The sequence below is a fragment of the Pararhizobium sp. O133 genome, from assembly GCF_051669845.1.
Taxonomy (GTDB): Bacteria; Pseudomonadota; Alphaproteobacteria; order Rhizobiales; family Rhizobiaceae; genus Pararhizobium.
Window position 1 is genome coordinate 3,232,651 of the sequence record NZ_CP196426.1, and the last position, 21,713, is coordinate 3,254,363.

The 21,713-nt window shown below is 61.5% G+C and carries 28 protein-coding genes; 16 read left to right on the top strand and 12 right to left on the bottom strand.

Going from position 1 to position 21,713, the window contains the following annotated elements; translation table 11 throughout:
• The first annotated feature begins 117 nt into the window (after positions 1–117).
• The 5 genes from ACST81_RS15485 (at position 118) to aat (ending at position 3,923) form a co-directional block, all read left to right on the top strand.
• Positions 118–885: a DsbA family protein gene (locus ACST81_RS15485; protein ID WP_438748994.1), complete on the top strand. Its 768-nt coding sequence runs from the start codon at positions 118–120 to the stop codon at positions 883–885.
• Positions 886–1,006: 121 nt separating this feature from the next.
• Positions 1,007–1,453 (top strand): type II 3-dehydroquinate dehydratase, encoded by a 447-nt coding sequence (gene aroQ, locus ACST81_RS15490; RefSeq protein ID WP_438748996.1) that lies wholly within the window; start codon positions 1,007–1,009, stop codon positions 1,451–1,453.
• Between the two features lie 23 nt (positions 1,454–1,476).
• Positions 1,477–1,944, top strand: a complete 468-nt coding sequence (accB, locus tag ACST81_RS15495) for an acetyl-CoA carboxylase biotin carboxyl carrier protein (RefSeq protein ID WP_438748998.1) — start codon at positions 1,477–1,479, stop codon at positions 1,942–1,944.
• Positions 1,945–1,953: 9 nt separating this feature from the next.
• Entirely contained in the window at positions 1,954–3,300 is a 1,347-nt protein-coding gene (gene accC, locus ACST81_RS15500; protein ID WP_438749000.1) for an acetyl-CoA carboxylase biotin carboxylase subunit, read from the top strand.
• Positions 3,301–3,308: 8 nt separating this feature from the next.
• Entirely contained in the window at positions 3,309–3,923 is a 615-nt protein-coding gene (aat, locus tag ACST81_RS15505) for a leucyl/phenylalanyl-tRNA--protein transferase (protein WP_438749002.1), read from the top strand.
• An 18-nt stretch (positions 3,924–3,941) separates the two neighbouring features.
• Here the strand turns inward: aat and ACST81_RS15510 are convergent, their stop codons facing one another.
• The 4 genes from ACST81_RS15510 to gatB all read right to left on the bottom strand — a co-directional run bounded on the left by ACST81_RS15510 (position 3,942) and on the right by gatB (position 7,118).
• Positions 3,942–4,385, bottom strand: a complete 444-nt coding sequence (locus ACST81_RS15510; RefSeq protein WP_438749004.1) for a DUF2155 domain-containing protein — start codon at positions 4,383–4,385, stop codon at positions 3,942–3,944.
• A gap of 127 nt (positions 4,386–4,512) precedes the next feature.
• Entirely contained in the window at positions 4,513–4,911 is a 399-nt protein-coding gene (locus tag ACST81_RS15515) for an NADH:ubiquinone oxidoreductase subunit NDUFA12 (protein ID WP_438753597.1), read from the bottom strand.
• Between the two features lie 156 nt (positions 4,912–5,067).
• A complete protein-coding gene (locus ACST81_RS15520) occupies positions 5,068–5,553 on the bottom strand; it encodes a GNAT family N-acetyltransferase (protein WP_438749006.1) in 486 nt (161 codons plus the stop codon).
• Between the two features lie 62 nt (positions 5,554–5,615).
• Positions 5,616–7,118 carry an Asp-tRNA(Asn)/Glu-tRNA(Gln) amidotransferase subunit GatB gene (gene gatB / locus ACST81_RS15525; RefSeq protein WP_438749008.1) on the bottom strand — a complete coding sequence of 501 codons (1,503 nt, stop codon included), beginning with the start codon at positions 7,116–7,118 and terminating at the stop codon, positions 5,616–5,618.
• Between the two features lie 148 nt (positions 7,119–7,266).
• Between gatB and ACST81_RS15530 the strand changes: the two genes are divergently transcribed.
• The 4 genes from ACST81_RS15530 (at position 7,267) to ACST81_RS15545 (ending at position 9,527) form a co-directional block, all read left to right on the top strand.
• Positions 7,267–7,569 carry a DUF1294 domain-containing protein gene (locus ACST81_RS15530; RefSeq protein ID WP_438749010.1) on the top strand — a complete coding sequence of 101 codons (303 nt, stop codon included), beginning with the start codon at positions 7,267–7,269 and terminating at the stop codon, positions 7,567–7,569.
• Positions 7,570–7,634: 65 nt separating this feature from the next.
• Entirely contained in the window at positions 7,635–8,087 is a 453-nt protein-coding gene (locus ACST81_RS15535) for an Rrf2 family transcriptional regulator (RefSeq protein ID WP_438749012.1), read from the top strand.
• 82 nt (positions 8,088–8,169) lie between these two features.
• On the top strand, positions 8,170–9,078 hold the full coding sequence (locus tag ACST81_RS15540) for an NAD(P)/FAD-dependent oxidoreductase (RefSeq protein WP_438749015.1): 909 nt from the start codon (positions 8,170–8,172) through the stop codon (positions 9,076–9,078).
• 194 nt (positions 9,079–9,272) lie between these two features.
• Positions 9,273–9,527, top strand: a complete 255-nt coding sequence (locus tag ACST81_RS15545) for a YjhX family toxin (protein ID WP_438749016.1) — start codon at positions 9,273–9,275, stop codon at positions 9,525–9,527.
• Positions 9,528–9,617: 90 nt separating this feature from the next.
• Here ACST81_RS15545 and ACST81_RS15550 read toward each other — a convergent pair whose 3' ends face one another.
• The 4 genes from ACST81_RS15550 to ACST81_RS15565 form a co-directional block, all read right to left on the bottom strand.
• Positions 9,618–10,127, bottom strand: coding sequence for a GNAT family N-acetyltransferase (locus ACST81_RS15550; RefSeq protein WP_438749018.1), 510 nt, complete (start codon positions 10,125–10,127; stop codon positions 9,618–9,620).
• A 66-nt stretch (positions 10,128–10,193) separates the two neighbouring features.
• The gene (gene gatA / locus ACST81_RS15555; RefSeq protein ID WP_438749020.1) at positions 10,194–11,675 is read right to left on the bottom strand and encodes an Asp-tRNA(Asn)/Glu-tRNA(Gln) amidotransferase subunit GatA; all 1,482 of its coding nucleotides are present in this window, start codon (positions 11,673–11,675) and stop codon (positions 10,194–10,196) included.
• 45 nt (positions 11,676–11,720) lie between these two features.
• Positions 11,721–12,008 (bottom strand): Asp-tRNA(Asn)/Glu-tRNA(Gln) amidotransferase subunit GatC, encoded by a 288-nt coding sequence (gene gatC, locus ACST81_RS15560; protein ID WP_438749022.1) that lies wholly within the window; start codon positions 12,006–12,008, stop codon positions 11,721–11,723.
• 103 nt (positions 12,009–12,111) lie between these two features.
• Complete coding sequence (locus ACST81_RS15565; protein WP_438749024.1) at positions 12,112–12,816, bottom strand: metal-dependent hydrolase; 705 nt, start codon at positions 12,814–12,816, stop codon at positions 12,112–12,114.
• Positions 12,817–12,899: 83 nt separating this feature from the next.
• On the opposite strand from ACST81_RS15565, the gene ACST81_RS15570 reads away from it, so the two are divergent.
• Positions 12,900–13,202, top strand: coding sequence for an alkylphosphonate utilization protein (locus tag ACST81_RS15570; RefSeq protein ID WP_438749026.1), 303 nt, complete (start codon positions 12,900–12,902; stop codon positions 13,200–13,202).
• 7 nt (positions 13,203–13,209) lie between these two features.
• Entirely contained in the window at positions 13,210–13,704 is a 495-nt protein-coding gene (gene ruvX, locus ACST81_RS15575; RefSeq protein WP_438749028.1) for a Holliday junction resolvase RuvX, read from the top strand.
• Here ruvX and ACST81_RS15580 read toward each other — a convergent pair.
• A complete protein-coding gene (locus ACST81_RS15580; RefSeq protein ID WP_438749031.1) occupies positions 13,641–13,985 on the bottom strand; it encodes a DUF6105 family protein in 345 nt (114 codons plus the stop codon). The two genes, ruvX and ACST81_RS15580, sit on opposite strands and share 64 nt — an antisense overlap.
• Positions 13,982–14,125: a hypothetical protein gene (locus ACST81_RS15585; protein ID WP_438749033.1), complete on the bottom strand. Its 144-nt coding sequence runs from the start codon at positions 14,123–14,125 to the stop codon at positions 13,982–13,984. Before ACST81_RS15585 ends, ACST81_RS15580 begins: the two co-directional genes overlap by 4 nt.
• Positions 14,126–14,307: 182 nt before the next feature.
• Here ACST81_RS15585 and ACST81_RS15590 point away from each other — a divergent pair, with 182 nt between their 5' ends.
• Positions 14,308–15,243 (top strand): AEC family transporter, encoded by a 936-nt coding sequence (locus ACST81_RS15590; protein ID WP_438749034.1) that lies wholly within the window; start codon positions 14,308–14,310, stop codon positions 15,241–15,243.
• Here the strand turns inward: ACST81_RS15590 and ACST81_RS15595 are convergent.
• The gene (locus ACST81_RS15595) at positions 15,225–16,874 is read right to left on the bottom strand and encodes an acyl-CoA dehydrogenase family protein (RefSeq protein ID WP_438749036.1); all 1,650 of its coding nucleotides are present in this window, start codon (positions 16,872–16,874) and stop codon (positions 15,225–15,227) included. The genes ACST81_RS15590 and ACST81_RS15595 overlap by 19 nt on opposite strands.
• 201 nt (positions 16,875–17,075) lie before the next feature.
• Here ACST81_RS15595 and ACST81_RS15600 point away from each other — a divergent pair, with 201 nt between their 5' ends.
• From ACST81_RS15600 to dprA, 4 genes are all read left to right on the top strand, one after another.
• Positions 17,076–18,017 (top strand): aspartate carbamoyltransferase catalytic subunit, encoded by a 942-nt coding sequence (locus tag ACST81_RS15600; RefSeq protein WP_037121922.1) that lies wholly within the window; start codon positions 17,076–17,078, stop codon positions 18,015–18,017.
• Positions 18,014–19,297, top strand: a complete 1,284-nt coding sequence (locus ACST81_RS15605) for a dihydroorotase (protein WP_438749038.1) — start codon at positions 18,014–18,016, stop codon at positions 19,295–19,297. The genes ACST81_RS15600 and ACST81_RS15605 overlap by 4 nt, the downstream gene beginning before the upstream one ends.
• A gap of 171 nt (positions 19,298–19,468) precedes the next feature.
• Positions 19,469–20,074 (top strand): glycerol-3-phosphate 1-O-acyltransferase PlsY, encoded by a 606-nt coding sequence (gene plsY / locus ACST81_RS15610; RefSeq protein WP_438753599.1) that lies wholly within the window; start codon positions 19,469–19,471, stop codon positions 20,072–20,074.
• A 6-nt stretch (positions 20,075–20,080) separates the two neighbouring features.
• Positions 20,081–21,232: a DNA-processing protein DprA gene (gene dprA, locus ACST81_RS15615; RefSeq protein ID WP_438749040.1), complete on the top strand. Its 1,152-nt coding sequence runs from the start codon at positions 20,081–20,083 to the stop codon at positions 21,230–21,232.
• On the opposite strand, the gene ACST81_RS15620 is transcribed toward dprA, so the two are convergent.
• The gene (locus ACST81_RS15620; protein WP_438749042.1) at positions 21,161–21,709 is read right to left on the bottom strand and encodes a hypothetical protein; all 549 of its coding nucleotides are present in this window, start codon (positions 21,707–21,709) and stop codon (positions 21,161–21,163) included. The two genes, dprA and ACST81_RS15620, sit on opposite strands and share 72 nt — an antisense overlap.
• Between the last annotated feature and the right edge of the window lie 4 nt (positions 21,710–21,713).

A 21,713-nucleotide genomic window follows, 5' to 3' on the forward strand; every position in this document is an offset into this window, starting at 1 on the left:
GTTTGGCGCCGCGCCGCCCTATGCTGACGCGAAAATTCTGTTGTCTTTCAAACAAGCTGTTGACCGGCCCTAAACCTTGAACGACAGACACGCACTGAAAGAGACAACGAGGACTCCATGGCATTCAACGCTCGAAAGATCATCGCCACGACGCTCATCCTGCTTTCGGCGGGCACCGTGCTTCCACAGGCGTCCTATGCCTTGGACGACACGCAGAAACAGGAGATCGGCGATTTCATCAAGGAATACCTCGTCGCAAACCCGGAGATCCTGCTGGAAGCGCAAAAAGCGCTGAAACAGAAGCAGGCCGATGAACAGGTGGCGCAGGCGCAGGCGGCGATCACCAAGAACGACAAGGACATCTTCCAGTCGCCCTATGACGTGACGCTCGGCAACCCCAATGGCGACGTCACCATCGTCGAGTTCTACGACTACAATTGCGGCTATTGCAAACGCGCCCTCTCCGACATGGAAACCATCCTCGAAAACGACAAGAACGTCCGTTTCGTGCTGAAGGAACTGCCGATTCTGGGTCCCGATTCGATGGCCGCGCACAAGGTGAGCACTGCGTTGCGCGCCATCGCGCCGGAAAAATATGGCGAGTTCCACCGCATCCTTCTGGGCGGCGAGGATCGCGCCAACGAGGAAACGGCGATGGCGGTCGCGACCAAGCTCGGCGTTTCTGAAGCCGATCTGCGCAAGAAAATGGCCGAGAATACGCAGGATGATGCCGTCAAGCTCGTCTATACGCTCGCCAACGATCTCGGCATCACCGGCACGCCATCCTATATCGTCGGCAAGGAAGCCGTCTACGGTGCCGTCGGCGCCGAGGAGATCGAAACCAAGGTCACCAATGTCCGCGCCTGCGGAAAGACCGTTTGCTGAGCCGATCTTTGGCGCGGCGATACCCCATCGCTTGTGGACAAATCCCGCGGGGAGCCAAAGGGCTTTTCCTTGGCAGGCCGCCGGTCTATAGGTAACGCTCGATTATCGGACCAGATCCCTTATGCCATCGACAATTTTCGTGCTGAACGGCCCCAACCTCAACGCGCTCGGCAAGCGCGAACCTGGTATTTACGGCGGCCGGACACTGGCCGATATCGAGGCGATGTGCATCGAGCATGGCAAGTCGTTGGGTCTCGACATTGTCTGCCGGCAGAGCAACCATGAAGGCGATCTTGTCGACTGGTTCCATGAAGCCGGCGAAGTGGCGGCCGGTATTGCCGTCAACGCCGGCGCCTACACCCATACCTCGATTGCCCTGCACGACGCCGCCAAGGCGATTGGCATTCCTGTCGTCGAACTGCATCTTTCCAACGTCCATGCGCGCGAGGAATTCCGGCACAAATCGATGCTTGCCCCGGCCGCCAAGGGCGTTATCTGCGGTTTCGGCGCCGACAGTTACATTCTCGCGCTCAATGCGCTAAAGACACTCACCCAAATCACGAAATAAAAAGAACACAGAGGCTCAAACCCATGGCTGACAAGAAACCCGCGATCGACCAGTCGCTGATCCGCGATCTCGCCAATATTCTCAACGAGACCGACCTCACCGAAATCGAGGTGGAGCAGGACGACCTGCGCATTCGCGTTTCGCGCGCCGGTACGCCGCACTATGTGTCGGCTCCGGTACCCGCCATGGCGGCACCGGTCCAGGTTGCCTCCGCTGGCGTCGCGGTCGCCGCAGCACCCGCAGAAGCCCGATCGTCGAAGAATGCGGTCACCGCCCCGATGGTCGGCACGGCCTACCTGTCGCCGGCACCAGGCTCGCGTCCCTTCATCGAGGTCGGCGCGGTGGTCAAGGAAGGCCAGACCATTCTGATCATCGAAGCGATGAAGACGATGAACCAGATTCCGGCGCCGCGCTCCGGCAAGGTCACCGAAATCTTCGTTGAAGACGGCGCGCCGGTCGAATACGGCGAAGCGCTCGTCATCATCGAATAGGCCGCACACATGATTTCCAAGGTCCTCATTGCCAATCGCGGCGAAATCGCCCTCCGGGTCCTGCGCGCCTGCAAGGAACTGGGTATCGCAACTGTCGCGGTTCACTCGACCGCCGACGCCAACGCGATGCACGTGCGTCTTGCCGACGAAAGTGTGTGCATCGGCCCGCCGCCGTCGCGCGACAGCTATCTGAACATTCACCAGATCGTCGCGGCCTGCGAGATCACTGGCGCGGACGCCGTCCATCCGGGTTACGGCTTCCTGTCGGAAAATGCCAAGTTCGCCGATATTCTCGATGCCCATGGTATCACCTTCATCGGCCCGACCGCCGATCACATCCGCATCATGGGCGACAAGATAACCGCCAAGGAAACCGCCAAGGCGCTCGGCATTCCCGTCGTTCCCGGTTCCGCCGGTGAAGTGAAGCCCGAAAATGCGCTGGAAATCGCCCGCGAGATCGGCTTCCCGGTCCTGATCAAGGCAACGGCCGGCGGTGGCGGACGCGGCATGAAGGTGGCAAGGACCGAGGACGAACTGTCCGAGGCCGTTTCCACCGCCCGTTCCGAGGCGCTGGCCGCGTTCGGCAACGATGCCGTCTACATGGAAAAATACCTCGGCAAGCCGCGCCATATCGAAATCCAGGTCGTCGGCGACGGCGAAGGCAATGCGATCCATCTGGGCGAACGCGACTGCTCGCTGCAGCGCCGCCACCAGAAGGTCTGGGAAGAAGCCAATTCGCCGGCACTCAACGTCGAGCAGCGGATGAAGATCGGCGAAATCTGCGCCGATGCCATGCGCAAGCTGAAATACCGCGGCGCCGGCACGATCGAGTTCCTTTACGAAAACGGCGAATTCTTCTTCATCGAGATGAACACACGCCTGCAGGTCGAGCATCCGATTACCGAAGCCATCACCGGCATCGACCTCGTGCACGAGCAGATCCGCGTCGCGTCCGGCGGTGGTCTCTCGGTGACGCAGGACGAGATCGTCTTTTCCGGCCATGCCATTGAATGCCGCATCAATGCCGAGGATCCACGCACCTTCGTACCCTCGCCCGGCACGATCACGACATTCCACACGCCGGGCGGCCTCGGCGTTCGCGTCGATTCCGGCGCCTATCAGGGCTACAAGATCCCGCCCTATTACGACAGCCTGATCGGCAAGCTGATCGTGCACGGACGCACCCGCGTCGAATGCATGATGCGCCTGCGCCGCGTGCTGGACGAATTCGTCATCGACGGTATCAAGACGACATTGCCGCTGTTCCAGGACCTGATCAACAATCAGGACATCGCCAACGGCGACTATGATATCCATTGGCTGGAAAACTATCTGGCCCAGTCGGCCGGCGAATGAGGCTTTAAATGAAGGGCACCCGCAGCAGGCAACCGGACATTACGCCGGATTTGCTGCTGCGGGCCTATTCCATCGGGCTTTTCCCGATGGCAGATAGCGCTGACGATCCTGAGATTTTCTGGGTCGAGCCCGAATTGCGCGGCATCATCCCGCTCGACGATTTCCATGTTTCCAAAAGCCTGGCGAAAACAATCCGCCGCGCGCCGTTCGACATTCGCTACGACACCGCTTTCGAGGCTGTGATGGAGGGCTGCGCCGCCCCTGCTCCGGACCGGCCGACCACCTGGATCAATAACAGGATCCGCTCGCTTTACACGGCGCTGCATGGCATGGGCCACGCCCATTCGGTCGAAGCCTGGGACGGCGGCGAACTGGTCGGCGGGCTCTACGGCGTGTCGCTCGGCGCGGCCTTCTTCGGCGAGAGCATGTTTTCGCGCCGGACCGACGCCTCGAAAATCTGCCTGGTACATCTGGTCGATCGCCTGCGCCGGCACGGATTCAAGCTGCTCGACACACAATTCACCACCGAGCATTTGAAAAGCTTCGGCGCCATCGATGTACCCAAGGCCCGCTACGCGAAGATGCTTGAGCGCGCGATTGCTTCGCCGCATCTGACGTTCTGAAATCCGGAAATATTCCGGCTACTGCTTGGCCGCATCATCCGGCGGCGGGAGGTCGGATTTCGCCTTGCAGCTGTTCAGCCAGACGTCATAGACGGGATGCTCGACGGCATTCAGACCAGGGCTGTCGGCAAACATCCAGCCGGTGAAGATGCGGCGGATCTTGCGGTCCAGCGTGATCTCATCGACTTCAACGAATGTATCCGTCTTCGGCGCCTCGGTGTCGTCACGGCTGTAGCAGACGCGCGGTGTGACCTGAAGGGCACCGAACTGGACGGTTTCACCGATATAGACATCGAAGGTGGTGATGCGTCCGGTGATCTTGTCGATACCGGAGAAGACGGCCACGGGGTTGTTGATACGGGCGGCCTCGGCCGTGGAAAGAGAGGATGTGCCGGCAATCGCGAATGCGGCAGCTGCGGCGAAAAAACGGCGCATCTGAATTCGCTGACCTGAAACTACCATGAACACCCGTCTCCCGCGCGATACCCGGCCTAACCACCGGATATCAGGCGCTAAACATCAAATGTGGCCGAGGCATGATGCCAACGGAGCAATCAACAAATTCAGCAAGGACCTGTTTTCAATCAGCTTAGGAACGCGGCGTCCAGGCGTCGTAGTCGCCCGTCACACGCGGACGCTCACCCGTATTGTTGATCGAGCCCGGGGGGCGATAGGCTTCAGAAGATCCCGTTCCGTTAGCCCGGTGCGGCTTCTGCCACTCGCGCGGCTTGTAGTTCTCGTCGGCCGGCGAAACGTCCGTGCGGTGATGCATCCAGCCATGCCAGCCGGGAGGAATGGCGGAGGCATCGGCATAGCCGTTGTAGATCACCCAGCGGCGCGTGCGGCCCTCTGAATCCTTGCCGCCCTGATAATAGACATTGCCGGCCTCGTCCGAACCGACGCGCGCGCCGAAGCGCCAGGTATGAAAGCGCGTTCCAATTGTCTGTCCGTTCCACCAGGTAAATATCTGCAGCAGAGACTTCATGATTGCCGTCCTTGACCGCGCCGTTCGATGACGGGCGGATATACACCGTTTCTGTCCCGCTTATGCCGCGCAGGCTGTCGATTGTCCAGTGATTCCGTTGCGCTGCAGCTATTTCAACCGGACCTTGAAGCCGGGATGAGACGGCCGAAGCCATGTTGCTCAGTCGAGTGTCTTTTCCATCGCAATCGTCGGGATACCCCAGGTCGCAGCCCCTGTTCCTGCCAGGACGAAGCCATGCGCCTCGTAGAAAGCGATTGCTTTCGCATTGTTTTCCTCGACCTCGACCCGCATCGTGCCGGCATAGGGAAAACAGGTCTCGAGCTCGGCGAAAATATCGCGGGCGATGCCCTGCCGCTGGAATTGCGGCAGGACGTAGAGTTGATGCAGGACCGCCGTCTCGTGCAGCGTCTCGGACATGGAGGCAAAGCCCATTCCGCCGATCGTCTTGCCATCATCGGCAACCAAAAACTCGCCGTTCTTGCGCTGAAGATTGGCCTTCAGCGCCGCAACCGAATGCCATTTGGCCGTCATCTCATCAATCTTTTCGGCATCGTACAACGGATCATAGGTCGCGTGCGCGGTCTCGCCGAGAAGCGCCGAGACTTTCGCCAGATCGCGCTCCGTGGCCGTGCGGACGAAGAACATTTTTTGTGCCTTTCAATCGCAATTCCGGATGGAAAACCGCGTAACACTTTTCCTGGAATTGCTTAGTCCTCGATGCCGAGCTTGGCCTTGACCAGCGCCTGCACGGCCTGCGGGTTGGCCTTGCCGCCGGTCGATTTCATCACCTGGCCGACGAACCAGCCGGCGAGCGACGGCTTGGCCTTGACCTTTTCGACCTGATCCGGATTGGCGGCGATGATCTCGTCCACGGCCTTTTCGATGGCGCCGGTATCGGTCACCTGCTTCATGCCGCGGCTCTCGACCAGCTCGGCCGGGTCTCCGCCCTCGGTCCAGACGATCTCGAACAGGTCCTTGGCGATCTTGCCGGAGATCACCTCGGACTTGATGAGATCGAGGATGGCGCCGAGTTGGGCGGGCGAAACCGGAGTCTCTTCAATGGCTTTGCCGGCTTTGTTCAAGGCACCGAGCAGGTCGTTGATGACCCAGTTGGCGGCGATCTTGCCGTCGCGGCCGGCAGCCACCGCCTCGTAATAATCGGCGATCGCCTTTTCCGACACGAGCACGGAGGCGTCATAGACCGACAGTCCGAGTTCGCGCACGAACCGCGCCTTCTTGTCGTCGGGGAGTTCAGGCAGATCCGCCTTCAGCGCCTCGACGAAGGCGTCGTCGAATTCCAGCGGCAAAAGATCGGGATCCGGGAAATAGCGATAGTCATGCGCGTCTTCCTTGGAGCGCATCGATCGGGTCTCGCCCTTGTTCGGATCGAACAGGCGCGTTTCCTGGTCGATCGTACCGCCCTCTTCCAGGATCGCGATCTGCCGGCGGGCTTCATATTCGATCGCTTGGCCGATGAAGCGGATCGAATTGACGTTCTTGATCTCGCAACGCGTGCCGAAATCGGCGCCGGGCTTGCGCACGGAGACGTTGACGTCGGCGCGCATCGAGCCTTCATCCATGTTGCCGTCGCAGGTGCCGAGATAGCGCACGATCGAGCGCAGCTTGGTCATATAGGCCTTGGCTTCGTCGGACGAGCGCATGTCCGGCTTGGAGACGATCTCCATCAGCGCCACGCCCGAGCGGTTCAGATCGACATAGGACATGGTCGGGCTCTGGTCGTGCATCGACTTGCCGGCATCCTGCTCCAGGTGCAGCCGCTCGATACCGATCTCGACATCCTCGAACTGCCCCTGACGGTCTGGACCGACGGAGATGACGATCTGGCCCTCTCCGACGATCGGATCCTTGAACTGCGAAATCTGGTAGCCCTGCGGCAGGTCGGGATAGAAATAATTCTTGCGGTCGAAGATCGAGCGCTTGTTGATCTGCGCCTTCAGGCCGAGACCGGTGCGCACCGCTTGCCGGACGCATTCCTCGTTGATCACGGGCAGCATGCCGGGCATGGCCGCATCGACCAGCGACACGTTGGAATTCGGCGCATTGCCGAAGGTCGTCGATGCGCCGGAAAACAACTTCGAATTGCTCAGCACCTGCGCATGGACTTCCATGCCGATGATCACTTCCCAATCGCCTGTGGTGCCGGGAATATAGCGTTTCGGTTCGGAGATGCGGACGTCGACGAGGGTCATGGAATGCTCTTCTGTAAGCTCGAATTCGTGGTTCTCTCGGTAGAACAATTGGCTGGGGCGTGCAAGGCTTGTCGCGCCCGCGATGCACGCAAACAGGCTTGAGTGCCGTGTTTGCGGTCCGTTCAGACCTACCGGCTATTATACCGGCATGACAACCGCCCTGACCATTGTCGCGATCATTCTACTGATCAACATCGTCACCTTCTGCGTCTTCTGGTGGGACAAGGATGCTGCTCGGGCGGGCGATTGGCGGGTGCCGGAAAGCCGGCTGCTCGGCCTTGCCCTGATCGGTGGCAGCCTGGGCGCGGTTGCGGCGCAGAAAATCCTGCGCCACAAGACGCGGAAGGAACCGTTCCGTACCCAACTTTTGCTTATCGTCGCCCTTCATGCCATCGGACTTCTGGGCTGGCTGTCGGCGCCTCTCTGGCTTTCTTACGCCCTCGCCCGATAGGCCCCGTCTACAGCAAAAATCGATTGCGGTTGACATGCCGCAAGATTCGTAACTATTATTATTACATGAAAAGAAACAGCCGACTTTCCGCGGTGCTGCACGCGCTGCTGCACATGGCCGAACGCGAGCGTCCGATGACCTCGGATGAACTCGCGGTCTGCCTCAGCACCAATCCCGTCGTGGTCCGGCGCACCATGGCCGGGCTGCGTGAAGCTGGTCTCGTCGCCTCCGGCCGAGGCCATGGCGGCGGCTGGACGCTGGCGCGTGCGCTCAAGGACGTGACGATGCGTGACATCTACGCAGCCCTTGGCGAGCCCATGCTGTTCCAGATGGGCAATGTCAGCGAAAGTCCCGGCTGCCTCGTCGAACAGGCCGTCAACCACGCCCTGGACGACGCTTTCCGCGATGCCGAAGCCATGCTGATCGCCCGCCTCGGCGAAGTGACGCTGGCAGCGCTTGCCGACGACTTCAAGCGACGCTTTGCCGAACACCGAGCCGCGCTCAAACCGCACGGCTGACCAACGAAACACCTCTCGCTCTCGCCTCTCCGGCTTCCTCGTGTGGAAGCCGGCCGGCCAAGCCATGACAAAAGGAAAGATCATGCAACAGGATGCCATCATCATCGGCGGCGGCTTCGCCGGCCTGTCCGCCGCCTATATCCTGGCCCGCGCGCGCCGCCATGTTACGATCATCGACAGCGGCACGCCGCGCAATCGCTTTGCAGCACGTGCCCATGGCGTGCTCGGCCACGACGGAAAATCCGGCGCCGAAATCCTCGCCGAGGCGCGGGCGCAGTTGGCTGCCTATCCCACCGTGACCTTCATCGAGGGTGAGGCTGACTCCGCGGAAGGCGTCATCGACGATTTTGCCGTTCGTATTGAAGGTCATGGCAGCATCGCAACCCGGCGCGTCCTGCTCGCGAGCGGGGTCGAAGATCGCTTGCCTGATATTCCGGGCCTTCGCGAGCGCTGGGGCAAGACGGTGCTGCATTGCCCCTATTGCCATGGTTACGAAATCGGCGGCGGTCCGATCGGCGTCATCGCCACCCAGCCAATGTCATCCCACCAGGCAGTCGTGGTGGCCGACTGGGGCGATGTCACGCTCTTCACCAACGGCATGTCGGAACCGGACGTAGCAACGCTCGACCTGCTGGCACGACGCGGGGTGACCTTGCAGCCGGGTGCGGTCGTCTCGGTTGACGGGGCGCTGGACGGTCCGGCGCAGGTACGTCTTTCCAACGGCAGAAGCATCGCGGTGAAGGCCCTGTTCATCACACCCGACCTGCATATACGCGGCAGTCTGGCACACAATCTCGGCTGCACGCTGGAAGACTCCCCGGCTGGGAAGATCATCGCAACCAACGCCATGAAGGCGACCAGCACCGCCGGCGTTTTCGCGGCCGGAGATAATGCCCGTGCTTTCGGAAACATCACGCTGTCCTCCGCCGACGGCGTCATGGCCGGGCTCGGCGTCCATCAGTCACTGATGTTCCCGGCCACGCATTCTTGACGACGGGGCTATTCCTGCCTTAGAACTCGGCCGTCCTTTGGAGTTTTTATGTTTACTTCGTCTGAGATTGCCTGAGGGCCCTGCCCGCAAATCTGCTTTGCGCGCACGGGCCGGAAAACGAAGCCCTGACGTTCGACAGAACGCCAGAACCGTTTTCATGCGTTCTTCGGAACGCTTTTCGGATCTCACCATCAATGGACATTTCACGCGACGAACAGCGTATTCTTCACCTCATGGCTCAAGGCGGCCGCATCGAAGTCATTCGGGCGGGCAATGCCATCAACCAGGCACAATGCTTCACGCGAGACGGCTGGCTCTATCCCGATTTCGGGCTGGAGCTCTTCCGCAAGCTCAAACGCAAGAAGGCCATCGCCTCTTCCGGTGGCAGGCCTTACCGCATCACGCAGCGCGGCCTCGTCCTAGTCCGCTCGCAACTGAACAATCGGTAGACATGGGCCGGCGGGCGCAGCAAGCGCCTGCCGATTCTTTGCAATCGGGATGACTGCTGAGGCCGGTCCAACTCTCCAAACAAGCGGTTCTCAGAACCACTCTTGCCCCTTATGGAACACAGGCTCCTCCAGAATCTTGGTCATGCCGATCGATTCCACGTCGCGGTCGAGTTTCGGCGCATAGGCGGTCGAGAGCGAGCTTACGGAATATCCATGCTTGCGAAAGAAGCCGATCGCCTGGCTGTTCTGGGCATGCGTCTTGACCATGGCCGCCTCGAAGCCTTCTTCCTTGATCGCACGTTCGAGGTCGGCCAGCAGCAGCGAGCCCAACCCGCTACGCTGCAGGGCGGGCGCGATCCAGAGATCGGAAATGCTGCCGTCATTGTCTTCGCGCGCCGCCCAGCCGGCGACAACGCCGCCGGTCTCTATGAGACTGACGGCAAACCATTGGGATCGGAGGAAGGAGAGAAACGAAAGCTCGGCGATCCGCCGCATGGCCCCGGCATCGGCGAGACCGGAAACGGCCCGCTCCCAGGCATCGAGCCCCACGGCCGTCAGGGCAAGAATTTCATTTTCACGCGCGACGCGAACCGTGATCATGCGGTGGACCCCTTCCACCGCGAATAGAGCATCGGCGCTGCCGTTTGGCCAGCAGCGCCGATCAGATTACCACCATTTTGCGGGGGAGAACTTGCCGGCTGCCTGTTCGATGACGTGGGCCGTCTTGAAAAGCGTTTCTTCCTCGAACGGCTTGCCGATCAATTGCAGGCCGAGCGGCAGACCCTTGTGGTCGAGACCCGCGGGTACGGCGATGCCCGGCAGGCCGGCCATGTTGACCGTCACCGTGAAGATGTCGTTCAGGTACATCTTGACCGGATCGGACGCCAGGTCCTCGTCGGCGATGCCGAAGGCGGACGACGGCGTGGCCGGCGTTAGGATCGCATCGACACCCGCATGGAAAGCGAGTTCGAAATCGCGCTTGATCAGCGTGCGGACCTTCTGCGCCTGCAGGTAATAAGCATCGTAATAGCCGGCCGACAGAACATAGGTGCCGATCATGATACGGCGCTTGACCTCGGTGCCGAAGCCGGCGGCGCGGGTCTTCTCATACATGTCGGCAATGTCCTTGCCATCGACGCGCAGACCGTAGCGGACGCCGTCATAGCGGGCAAGGTTGGACGAGGCTTCGGCCGGAGCGACGATATAATAGGCCGGCAGCGCATATTTGGTGTGCGGCAGGCTGATATCGACGATCTCGGCACCGGCATCCTTCAGCCAGGCGATGCCCTGTTGCCAGAGGGTTTCGATCTCTTCCGGCATGCCATCGACGCGATATTCCTTCGGAATGCCGATCTTCATGCCCTTCAACGACTGGCCGAGCGAGGCTTCGTAATCCGGCACGGGTAGATCGACGGAGGTCGTGTCCTTGGCATCGACGGATGCCATCGATTTCAGCAGGATAGCCGCGTCGCGCACGTCGCGGGCGATCGGGCCGGCCTGGTCGAGCGAGGATGCAAACGCGACGATGCCCCAGCGTGAGCAACGGCCATAGGTCGGCTTGATGCCGACGGTGCCGGTGAAGGCGGCCGGCTGGCGAATCGAACCGCCGGTATCGGTGGCGGTGGCGCCGGCGCAAAGGAAGGCGGCAACGGCTGCGGCCGAACCGCCGGACGAGCCGCCCGGAACGAGATCGAGGTTGGAGCCCTTGGCGCGCCAGGGGTTCTTCACCGGACCGTAATAGGAACTCTCGTTCGACGAGCCCATGGCGAATTCGTCCATGTTCAGCTTGCCGAGCATGACCGCGCCGTCGTTCCAGAGGTTCTGGGTCACGGTCGATTCGTATTTCGGCTTGAAGCCGTCGAGAATGTGGCTGCAGGCCTGGGTGTGGATGCTCTCGGTGCCGAACAGGTCCTTGATCCCGAGCGGAATGCCCTCGAGCGCACCGGCCTTGCCGGCGGCGATGCGGGCGTCGGAAGCTTTGGCCATGTCACGCGCCTTGTCCGGCGTCGTAACGACATAGGCGTTGAGCGCGCCATTGGCCGCGTCGATCGCGCCGATATAGGCTTCCGTCAGTTCGACGGCGGTGATGTCCTTGGCGCTAAGCTTGGTGCGCGCTTCAGCAATGGTCAGGCGGGTCAGGTCGGTCATGGCAGGCTTTCAAAAATCAGGTGCGTTCGGGCGGCGCGGCAAGGTTTATTCGACAACCTTCGGGACGAGGAAGAAATTCCGGTCCTCGTTCGGCGCATTGGCAACGATATCGTCCGCCTTGTTTCCATCGGTGACGGCATCGGTGCGCTTCTTCATCGCCATCGGCGTAACCGACGTCATCGGCTCGACGCCTTCGACATTCACTTCCGACAGTTGCTCGACGAAACCGAGAATGCCATTCAACTCGCCGGTCATGCGCTGCGCATCCTCTTCGGTGACGGCAATGCGGGCAAGACGCGCGACGCGCTTCACGGTGGCGAGGTCAACTGACATGGATAGTCTCCGAGTACGAAATTTCCTACCCGCTATAATGACCAAGCCCCGGGCACGCAACGGGGGAATCGCCGCGTCGCGTGCTGCTCGGGCATTTCGGCGGCTATAGCGAGACAATACCGCCGGCGGCAGGGGTCTCCACTTTCGTCGCGGCACCGTCCATGGCGGCGACGAACAGTTCCGGCGTCTGGTCGATAATGCCGAACGAGCCGTAATGGCAGGGGAGCACGGAGCCGAACTTGAAGAAGCGCTGGCAGGCGAGCGCCGCCACGGCACCGCCCATGGTGAAACGGTCACCGATCGGCACGAGGCCGATGTCCGGCTGGTGTAGTTCCTGGATCAACGCCATGTCGGAGAAGATGTCGGTATCGCCCATATGATAGAGCGTCGGCTCATCCTCGAAATGCAGAACGAGGCCGTTGGCATTGCCGAGCGAATGCGACACGCCGTCCTCGGTCAGTTGCGCCGAGGAATGGAGCGCATTGACGAAGGTGGTGGAGAAGCCGTCGAGATGAATGGTGCCGCCGGTATTGCCCATCTCCAGCGCCTGAACACCTTTCGAGCCGAGCCAAGCGGCAAGATCGGCATTGGCAACCACCGTAGCGCCGGTTTCCTTCGCCAGCGCGATCGTATCGCCGACATGGTCTCCGTGGCCATGCGTCAGCAGGATATGCGTGATGCCAGAGGCTGCGTCCTTGGCGGAAAGCCCGCTGAATCCCGGATTGCCGGTGAAGAACGGGTCGATGAGGATATTCGCCTTGGCAATATCGAGGCGGAAGGCGGAATGGCCGAGCCATGTGATCTTCATTGTGCACTCCTTTGGATTCTTGGGGAAGAGTATGACATAGGTCGATATACGCGAATGACATCGAGTGTGAATTGGAAATGACGATGACAAGTGCCGATGACGAATATGTATATGACGAGGCCACCGGTGAATGGCGCCCGGCGTCCGAAATGGCTTCGGCCGCGGCCGACGCAGCGATCGTGCGTGACGCCGCCGGCAACCAGCTTGCCGATGGCGACTCGGTGACGCTGATCAAGGATCTCAAGGTCAAGGGCACTGGGGTGACCTTGAAGCAGGGAACCGTGATCAAGTCGATTCGGCTGACCGACAACATGGACGAGATCGACTGCCGTCACGAGAGCATCAAGGGTCTCGTGCTGCGCACCGAATTCGTCCGCAAGCGCTGAGGCTGGGATGGCGACCCTTACGATTGAAGAACTGTCTGCTGCGCTTGCCCCCGGCCAGGCCGTCTGCGGGCTGGATCTCGGCACCAAGACGATCGGTATTTCCGTCTCTGATCTCGGCCGGCGTTTTGCAACACCACGGGATGTGATCAGGCGTGTGAAGTTCGGGCCTGATTCCGAGGCGCTGCTGGCTGTGGCCAACAAGGAAAAGATCGCCGCCTTCATCATCGGCCTGCCGATCAACATGGACGGATCGGCGGGTCCACGCGCGCAGGCGACCCGCGCATTCGTGCACAACATGGCCCAGAAGACCGATCTGCCCTTCGTCTACTGGGACGAACGGCTGTCGACGGTCGCGGCGGAACGGGTGCTGATCGAGATGGACGTCTCGCGCAAGAAGCGGGCCGACCGGATCGATTCGGCCGCCGCCTCCTTCATCCTTCAGGGCGCGCTCGACAGATTGGCATCGCTCGCGAAGGGCGCCGCGGCCGGCTCCGAAGGCTGATCGGCCGGGAACCGCCGCCGGTACCAGGCGCGGATTTCGCGGCGCTTGCGAAACGCGATGATCGCAAAGACGATCAGGCTGTCGAAGGCGATGGCGCGGGCGACCAACGGCGGAATGCTTTCCGGCGGCATGCCGAGCACATGGCCGTAGATTGCGAAGACGAGGTCATGCGCCTGGCGTGTCAGCATGAAGATGCCAAAATTCATGTCGTAGTAGGAAAGACCATACCAACTGGTGAGAAGCAGGACAGGGCAGGCCCAGAGAATGAGGAACCACTTCATGCCGCTCTCCCCTCGCCGATGAAGCCACGCTTGAACAGCGCCGACAGCCAATCCAGGGCAAGCAGGCCGACCAGAATGACCGCCGGGACCGCCAGGTCGAGCGTCAGCGTTGCAAAAAACATCATCATGATGATCGTCAAGCCAGTTCTCACCGAACCTGCCTCATGCTGGATATCGTTAATATTCTCGTCGGGTTTCACTCTTGCCCGTTAACCCTGCCTTCGCAACGTAAACCATTTGTTAAGGTTAATTTCCGGACGCGTGGTTGCCGACCTGTGGACAAGGGGCTATCGGTGAGCCCACCCTCTTCAGGCTTTTCCCCATGACAGTCATCTTCGAAAGCATTCTGCCGGTCTTCCTGCTCGTCTCGCTGGGCGTCTGGCTGAAGCGGTCGCCGCTGATCAACATCACGCTGTGGGACGGGCTGGAGCAGCTTGGCTACTACGTCCTCTTCCCTGCCCTCCTGTTTTCGACTCTGGCGACCGCCGATTTCGCCGGCATGAAGACGGATGCAACGGCCATTGCGACGATCGGCAGCATTTCCATGATGTCGGCAGCATTGCTGCTGCTATGGCCCTTTCTGCGCGCACGCCACATTTCATCGTCCGCTTTCACCTCCGTCTTCCAGACCTCGACGCGCTGGAACGGTTTCATGGCGCTTGCCATCGCGCAGAAACTCTACGGGCCGCTCGGCCTCAGCCTGACGGCTCTGGTGATGACGCTGCTGATCATTCCGATCAATCTCTACAATATCGGCGTGCTCATCGGCTTCAACGGCGGCCCCAAGGGCATGCGCGTCTTCGTCTTCAAGATCGCGACCAACCCGCTGATCGTCGCCTCCGTGTTGGGCATCCTGTTCAATTATTTCGGCGTCGCGGTCTACGGTCCTGTGCTGAATGCGGTGGAAATGCTGGCCAGCGCCTCGCTCAGCCTCGGCCTTGTCATGGTCGGAGCGGGATTGAAGGTTTCCGACGCACTGAAGCCGAGCCTGGTGGCCCTTCTCGCCGTCTTCCTGAAGCTGATCATCATGCCGGTCTTCATGGTCGGCGCCAGCTATCTGCTCGGCATTCGCGGCGATGCGCTGCTGGTGATCGCGCTCGGCGCCAGCGTGCCGACCGCGATGAACGGCTATATTCTCGCCAAGCAGATGGGTGGCGATGCGCCACTCTACGCAGCCGTCGCCACCATTCAGACCGCTTTGTCGTTCTTCACCATTCCGCTGGTGCTGATCGTGACCGGCTATATCGCGGCCGGATAGAGCAGATCGACGATATAGGCGGAGTCAAAGCGCGAATCCAGCATGCCGTAGGTCGAGCGCCAGCCGGCGGCAAGCCGTGATTCGAGGAAGGCATCGGCGACGCGCCCTGCCCCGAGCCTGTAGAGTTCGGCGGCGGCGGCGGCCAACGCCAGTTGCTCGACCAGCATGCGGGCAGCACCTTCGTCGCGCTCGCAGAGCGACATGGCGGCGCGCAGGACATCGACGGTCTTCTTTCCGGCCGGTCCGAGATCGCGGCTAATCACCTGGAACAGCAATTCGAACAAATCCTTGCCGCGCGTCAAAACCCGCAGCACATCAAGCGCCATGACGTTGCCGGAGCCTTCCCAGATCGCGTTGACCGGGGCTTCGCGGTAATGCCGGGCGATCGGGCGCTCCTCGACATAGCCGCTGCCGCCGATGCATTCCATTGCCTCATAGATCAGCGCGGGCGCGATCTTGCAGCTCCAGTATTTGGCGACCGGGGTCATGATGCGGGCATAGGCGGCATCCTCGGCGCTGTCGCGTGCCTTGTCGAAGGCTTCGGCAAGACGGAAGGACAAGGCGCTTGCAGCCGCCACATCCAGCGCCATGTCGGCGAGAACGCGCGTCATCATTGGCTGGGCGACGAGCGGCTTGCCGGAAACCTTGCGGCCGCGCACATGATGAACCGCCTCGGCGAGCGAGGCGCGCATCATGCCGGCGGAGGCCAGCGCGCAGTCAAGCCGCGTCAGCGTCACCATGTCGAGAATGGTGCGGATGCCGGCATCCGGCGTTCCCAGCAGAAAACCGAACGTCTCGGAAAACTCGACTTCCGACGAAGCGTTAGAGCGATTGCCGATCTTGTCCTTCAGCCGCTGGAAGCGCAGACCATTCGCCGACCCGTCCTCGAGTAGGCGCGGAACGAGGAAGCAACCGAGACCGTCGCGCGTCTGCGCCAGCATGACGAAGGCGTCGCTCATCGGCGCCGACATGAACCATTTGTGGCCTGTCAACCGGTAGATGCCTTCGCCCACCCGCTCGGCGGTCGAGGTATTTGCGCGCACATCCGTGCCGCCCTGCTTTTCCGTCATGCCCATGCCGATGGTGACGGCGGACTTCTGCATCCAGGGTTTGTTGGACGAATCGTACTTGCGCGACAGTATCTTCGGCGCCCATTCCTTCTGGACTGCCGACGACGTGGAGATCGCAGCGACGGACGCGCTGGTCATGGTCAGCGGGCAGAGATGGCCGGCCTCCAGCTGCGCCGTCAGATAGAAGCGGAGCGCGCGCGCCTTGTGCGACCGGCCGCGCTCGTCGGCAATGTTTTCCCAGGCCGAGGAATGCAGTCCCGAGGTCATCGAGCGGCGCATCAGCGCGTGCCAGGCGGGATGGAAGTCGACGACATCGAGGCGTTCGCCGCGCGGTCCATGGGTGCGCAGCTTCGGCAAGCCTTCGTTTGCCATGCGCGCCAGATCCTGCGCTTCCGGCGAGGTGACGTAGCGGCCGATCGATTCGAAGTCGTCACGCAGCGGTCTGGGCATTGAGGCGGCAACATCGACCAGCAATGGATCGGAGCGGAACGCATTGATCCCCGACCAGGGTTTCGGCTGGTTCAGATCGGCGAGTTTCTGTTCGGTTCGGTTCAGAGTCATGTCGCGTTTCTAGCTCAAGTCCGGATGCTTAGGAACAGCATCGGGATGGGATAAACGCCGCTTGCCGCAACAATTTGCCGGGGATGCCAAAACTGCCAGAAAAGCATGGGGATGCACCCGGTTTGCACCCCCTCAGCCTTGCCGGTTTACCGCACAGTCATTATAGACCCACGCAACTTCTAAAAAATGAGGCGGCTCCCCATGGATTTCTTTCCGCATCGCCACCTGCTGGGCATCAAGGGCCTGACGGAACAAGACATCACGCTGCTGCTCGACCGGGCAGACGAAGCCGTCAAGATTTCCCGGCAGAGAGAAAAGAAGACATCGACGCTGCGCGGCCTGACGCAGATCAACCTGTTCTTCGAAGCCTCGACCCGCACGCAATCCTCCTTCGAACTGGCCGGCAAGCGGCTGGGCGCCGACGTCATGAATATGTCGGTCAGCAATTCGTCGGTGAAGAAGGGCGAAACACTGATCGATACGGCGATGACGCTGAACGCCATGCATCCCGACGTGCTGGTGGTCCGGCATTCGTCCGCCGGCGCTGCCGCCCTGCTCGCGCAGAAGGTGTCCTGCTCCGTGGTCAATGCCGGCGATGGCCAGCATGAGCATCCGACCCAGGCGCTGCTCGACGCGCTGACCATCCGCCGCGCCAAGGGCAAGCTGTCGCGCATCATCGTCGCCATCTGCGGTGACGTGCTGCACTCGCGCGTCGCCCGCTCCAACATCCTGCTTCTCAACCAGATGGGTGCGCGCGTCCGCGTCGTCGCTCCCGCCACGCTCCTGCCCTCCGGCATCGCCGACATGGGCGCCGAGGTCTATCACTCGATGGAGGAAGGCCTGAAGGATGCCGACGTTGTGATGATGCTGCGCCTGCAGCGCGAACGCATGGCCGGCTCCTTCGTGCCGTCGGTGCGCGAGTATTTCCGCTATTACGGCCTTGATGCCGAAAAGCTGAAGGCGGCGAAGGACGACGCGCTCGTCATGCATCCCGGCCCGATGAACCGCGGCGTCGAGATCGCCTCTGAAATCGCCGATGGCCCGCAGAGCGTCATCGAGCAACAAGTTGAGATGGGGGTCGCCGTGCGCATGGCGGTGATGGAAACACTTCTTCTTTCGCAGAACCAGGGGCCGCGCGCATGACCAACTCCCTCGTCCTGAAAAACCTGCGCATCATCGACCCCTCGCGCAATCTCGATGAAACCGGCGATATCATCGTCGAAAACGGCGTCATCACCGCCGCCGGCAAGGACGCGCAGGGTGCGCCGGCCGGTGCCGAGATCCGCGATTGCAATGGCCTCATCGCCGTGCCCGGCCTTGTCGATGCGCGTGTCTTTGTCGGCGAACCCGGCGGCGAATATCGCGAGACGATCGAATCCGCCTCGCGCGCGGCCGCTGCCGGCGGCGTCACCTCGATCATCACCATGCCCGACACCGATCCGGTGATCGACGACATCGCGCTGGTCGAGTTCGTCCAGAAGACCGCCCGTGACAAGGCGCTGGTCAATGTCTATCCGGCAGCGGCACTGACCAAGCATCTCGGCGGCGAGGAAATGACCGAGTTCGGCCTGCTGCGGGAAGCCGGCGCCGTCTGCTTCACCAATGGCCGCCAGCCGGTCCACGATACGCTGATGTTGCGCCGGGCGATGACCTATGCGCGCGAATTCGGCGCGGTGATCTCGCTCGAAACCCGTGACAAGTATCTCGGCGCCGGTGGGGTCATGAACGAGGGCCTGCTGGCAAGCTGGCTCGGCCTTTCAGGCGTACCACGCGAAGCCGAGATCATCCCGCTGGAGCGCGACCTGCGCATCGCCGGCCTGACCAAGGCCGCCTATCACGCAGCAAAAATCTCGCTGCCGGAATCGGCCGAGGCCATCGCCACGGCCCGCAAGCGCGGCGCCAATGTTACCTGCGGCATCTCGATCAACCATCTGACGCTGAACGAAAACGACATCGGCGAATACCGTACCTTCTTCAAGCTGTCGCCGCCGCTGCGCGGCGAGGACGATCGCGTGGCGATGGTCGAGGCGCTGGCGAATGGTACGATCGATATCATCGTCTCCTCGCACGATCCGCAGGACGTCGATACCAAGCGTCTGCCCTTCGCCGATGCCGCTGACGGTGCAATCGGGCTGGAAACGCTTCTGCCGGCAGCCCTTCGGCTGTATCACAGCGGCGGCGTGCCGCTGATGCGCCTGATTGATGCGCTGTCCACCCGTCCGGCACAGATCTTCGGCCTCGATGCCGGCACGCTGAAGCCCGGCGCCAAGGCGGACATTACGCTGATCGACCTTGAGGAGCCCTGGCTGTTCGGCAAGGATTCGATCGTGTCGCGCTCGAAAAACACGCCGTTCGAAAATGCCCGCTTTACCGGCCGGGCCGTTCAAACCTATGTTGCGGGAAAACTGGTTCATTCGATTTGATGGAGCGCACCGCTCGCCCCTCATCCGGCCTGTCGGCCACCTTCTCCCCGTGAACGGGGAGAAGGGACAAGCGGCAAATTCCGTCGTCCCCTCGCCCCGCTTGCGGGGAGAGGGCTAGGGTGAGGGGCAAACGTCCGTTCGGACGGAATTGGGAGGCAGCACGTGTCCGAAATATTTTCCTGGCAGTTCGATGCCGTATCGACGGCCATCGCGGCGATCTTCGGCTATCTGCTCGGCACCATTCCCTTCGGCCTCCTCCTCACCCGCATGGCCGGACTGGGTGATGTCCGCAAGATCGGCTCCGGCAATATCGGCGCGACTAATGTGCTGCGGACCGGCAACAGGAAGCTTGCCGCCGCGACGCTGCTGCTTGACGCGCTGAAAGGCACGGCTGCAGCGTTCGTCGCCTCCTATTGGGGGATTGAGGCTGGCATCGCCGCCGGTTGCGCAGCCTTTCTCGGTCATCTCTTCCCCGTCTGGCTCGGGTTCAAGGGCGGCAAGGGCATTGCCACCTATATCGGCGTCCTGCTTGGCCTTGCCCCGCTGATTGTTCTCGTCTTCGCCGCCATCTGGCTCGGCATGGCCAAGCTCACCCGTTATTCCTCGCTCTCGGCACTGGTTGCAACCGTCGTCGTTCCGGTTGTACTGTTGGCGACGGGTTATGGGAAAATCGGCATTCTGTTCGTTGTGATGAGCATCATCACCTGGATCAAGCACAAGGCGAACATCCAGCGGCTTCTGGCCGGGACCGAGGGCCGGATCGGGGAAAAGGGATAAGACCGAATGTCGAACGGCAGCGCGGGACGAAACGGGATTGCGCTGACGGAGAGACAGAGAATTGCCTGGCTGAGGCTGATCCGCAGCGACAATGTCGGGCCGGCGACTTTCCGTGATCTGATCAATCATTTCGGTTCGGCCGAAACCGCGCTGGAGATGCTGCCGGAACTTTCGCGGCGCGGCGGCTCCACCCGTGCGATCCGTGTCGCCTCGGTGGCCGAAGCGGAAAAGGAACTGGCGATCGCGCATCGGCTGGGTGCCCGCTTCCTCGGCATCGGCGAGCCCGACTATCCGCCTGCTTTGCGCCAGATCGATGGCGCGCCGCCATTGCTTGCGGTCAAAGGCAATCCCGCCATCGGCACCATCCCTTCCCTCGGCATCGTCGGATCCCGCAACGCATCGATCAGCGGCACCAAGTTTGCCGCGATGATGGCGCGCGATGTCGGGCGTGCCGGTTATTCCATTATCTCGGGCCTGGCGCGCGGCATCGATACGGCGGCGCACCGCGCCAGCCTCGACACGGGAACGATCGCCGCGCTTGCCGGCGGCCTCGACCAGCCTTACCCGCCGGAAAATGTCGGCCTGCTCGACGAGGTCACCGCCGGTAATGGCCTCGCTATCAGCGAAATGCCGTTCGGCTGGGAGCCGCGCGCCCGTGACTTCCCCCGCCGCAACCGGCTGATCGCCGGCGTCAGCCTCGGGCTTCTCGTCGTGGAAGCCGCTTCACGCTCCGGTTCGCTGATCACCGCACGGTATGCCGGTGATTTCGGCCGGCTTGTCTTTGCAGTGCCGGGGTCGCCGCTTGACCCGCGCTGTCATGGGACGAATGGGCTCTTGAAGGACGGGGCGATCGTCACGACCGAGGCACAGGATATTCTCCAGGCGCTCGCGCCACTCAGCCGCATCGATCTCTTCACGCCGCCACGGGCGGAAGAACCGGGAGAACATGATCCCGGCCCAATGGCCCCACCGCCGGATGAGAACGATCGCGGCCGGATCACCGATGCGCTCGGCCCGACGCCCGTCGAGATCGATGACATCATCCGCCACACCGGGCTTTCGGCATCAGCCGTCTATCTCGTCCTGTTAGAACTTGATCTTGCCGGTCGGCTTCATCGGCATCCCGGCGGCCTGGTTTCCCTCAGCATTGGCGAATGACAACAGCCGCTTGCCGGACAGGATGTCGCCAGCCTCGACGAAGGCCATCTCGATCAGGTAGCAGAGCATATCGGCGCCTTCATTGCTGGCGACGCCGCGAAGCTCCCCGAGCATCTGCCGGATATAGGCGACCTTTTCATGCGCCTGCGTTTCCTTTTTTCCGGCCCCGCTTGAATTCGGAATCATCGGTTTTCCCTGTTGTGCATTCAACTTCACCCATCGGCAGGCCATCATGTGCGAGCGAAACCCAATACGACGCTCTTGCTGTGTCAGCCCGCTCCCCACCCAGCCGGATCGTTGTTCCGGCCTCGTTCTCATCGGGATCGAGTACACTTCAAGAACGATAACGCATTTATCTTTAATTGCAATAAAAACGTAATCTCTTATAGGTTGTATTGCGTTGTATGGGCTTATTTTCCGCCCGGCACTTGACCGCAGACGAATCCCTGTCCATGTCGGGGCATCGATATTTCCCAATGTG

Excerpts from the sequence above, each read along its gene's own strand:
- ACST81_RS15530 (WP_438749010.1), top strand. The coding sequence starts at position 7,267 with ATGACAACCGCCCTGACCATTGTCGCGATCATTCTACTGATCAACATC.
- ACST81_RS15600 (WP_037121922.1), top strand. The coding sequence starts at position 17,076 with ATGGATTTCTTTCCGCATCGCCACCTGCTGGGCATCAAGGGCCTGACG.
- ACST81_RS15540 (WP_438749015.1), top strand. The coding sequence starts at position 8,170 with ATGCAACAGGATGCCATCATCATCGGCGGCGGCTTCGCCGGCCTGTCC.
- ACST81_RS15485 (WP_438748994.1), top strand. The coding sequence starts at position 118 with ATGGCATTCAACGCTCGAAAGATCATCGCCACGACGCTCATCCTGCTT.
- ACST81_RS15535 (WP_438749012.1), top strand. The coding sequence starts at position 7,635 with ATGAAAAGAAACAGCCGACTTTCCGCGGTGCTGCACGCGCTGCTGCAC.
- ACST81_RS15520 (WP_438749006.1), bottom strand. The coding sequence starts at position 5,553 with ATGTTCTTCGTCCGCACGGCCACGGAGCGCGATCTGGCGAAAGTCTCG.
- ACST81_RS15565 (WP_438749024.1), bottom strand. The coding sequence starts at position 12,816 with ATGAAGATCACATGGCTCGGCCATTCCGCCTTCCGCCTCGATATTGCC.
- aroQ (WP_438748996.1), top strand. The coding sequence starts at position 1,007 with ATGCCATCGACAATTTTCGTGCTGAACGGCCCCAACCTCAACGCGCTC.
- ACST81_RS15510 (WP_438749004.1), bottom strand. The coding sequence starts at position 4,385 with ATGGTAGTTTCAGGTCAGCGAATTCAGATGCGCCGTTTTTTCGCCGCA.
- dprA (WP_438749040.1), top strand. The coding sequence starts at position 20,081 with ATGTCGAACGGCAGCGCGGGACGAAACGGGATTGCGCTGACGGAGAGA.
- gatC (WP_438749022.1), bottom strand. The coding sequence starts at position 12,008 with ATGTCAGTTGACCTCGCCACCGTGAAGCGCGTCGCGCGTCTTGCCCGC.
- ACST81_RS15570 (WP_438749026.1), top strand. The coding sequence starts at position 12,900 with ATGACAAGTGCCGATGACGAATATGTATATGACGAGGCCACCGGTGAA.
- accB (WP_438748998.1), top strand. The coding sequence starts at position 1,477 with ATGGCTGACAAGAAACCCGCGATCGACCAGTCGCTGATCCGCGATCTC.
- ruvX (WP_438749028.1), top strand. The coding sequence starts at position 13,210 with ATGGCGACCCTTACGATTGAAGAACTGTCTGCTGCGCTTGCCCCCGGC.
- gatA (WP_438749020.1), bottom strand. The coding sequence starts at position 11,675 with ATGACCGACCTGACCCGCCTGACCATTGCTGAAGCGCGCACCAAGCTT.
- ACST81_RS15550 (WP_438749018.1), bottom strand. The coding sequence starts at position 10,127 with ATGATCACGGTTCGCGTCGCGCGTGAAAATGAAATTCTTGCCCTGACG.
- aat (WP_438749002.1), top strand. The coding sequence starts at position 3,309 with ATGAAGGGCACCCGCAGCAGGCAACCGGACATTACGCCGGATTTGCTG.
- ACST81_RS15580 (WP_438749031.1), bottom strand. The coding sequence starts at position 13,985 with ATGAAGTGGTTCCTCATTCTCTGGGCCTGCCCTGTCCTGCTTCTCACC.
- ACST81_RS15605 (WP_438749038.1), top strand. The coding sequence starts at position 18,014 with ATGACCAACTCCCTCGTCCTGAAAAACCTGCGCATCATCGACCCCTCG.
- ACST81_RS15545 (WP_438749016.1), top strand. The coding sequence starts at position 9,273 with ATGGACATTTCACGCGACGAACAGCGTATTCTTCACCTCATGGCTCAA.
- ACST81_RS15595 (WP_438749036.1), bottom strand. The coding sequence starts at position 16,874 with ATGACTCTGAACCGAACCGAACAGAAACTCGCCGATCTGAACCAGCCG.
- accC (WP_438749000.1), top strand. The coding sequence starts at position 1,954 with ATGATTTCCAAGGTCCTCATTGCCAATCGCGGCGAAATCGCCCTCCGG.
- ACST81_RS15590 (WP_438749034.1), top strand. The coding sequence starts at position 14,308 with ATGACAGTCATCTTCGAAAGCATTCTGCCGGTCTTCCTGCTCGTCTCG.
- gatB (WP_438749008.1), bottom strand. The coding sequence starts at position 7,118 with ATGACCCTCGTCGACGTCCGCATCTCCGAACCGAAACGCTATATTCCC.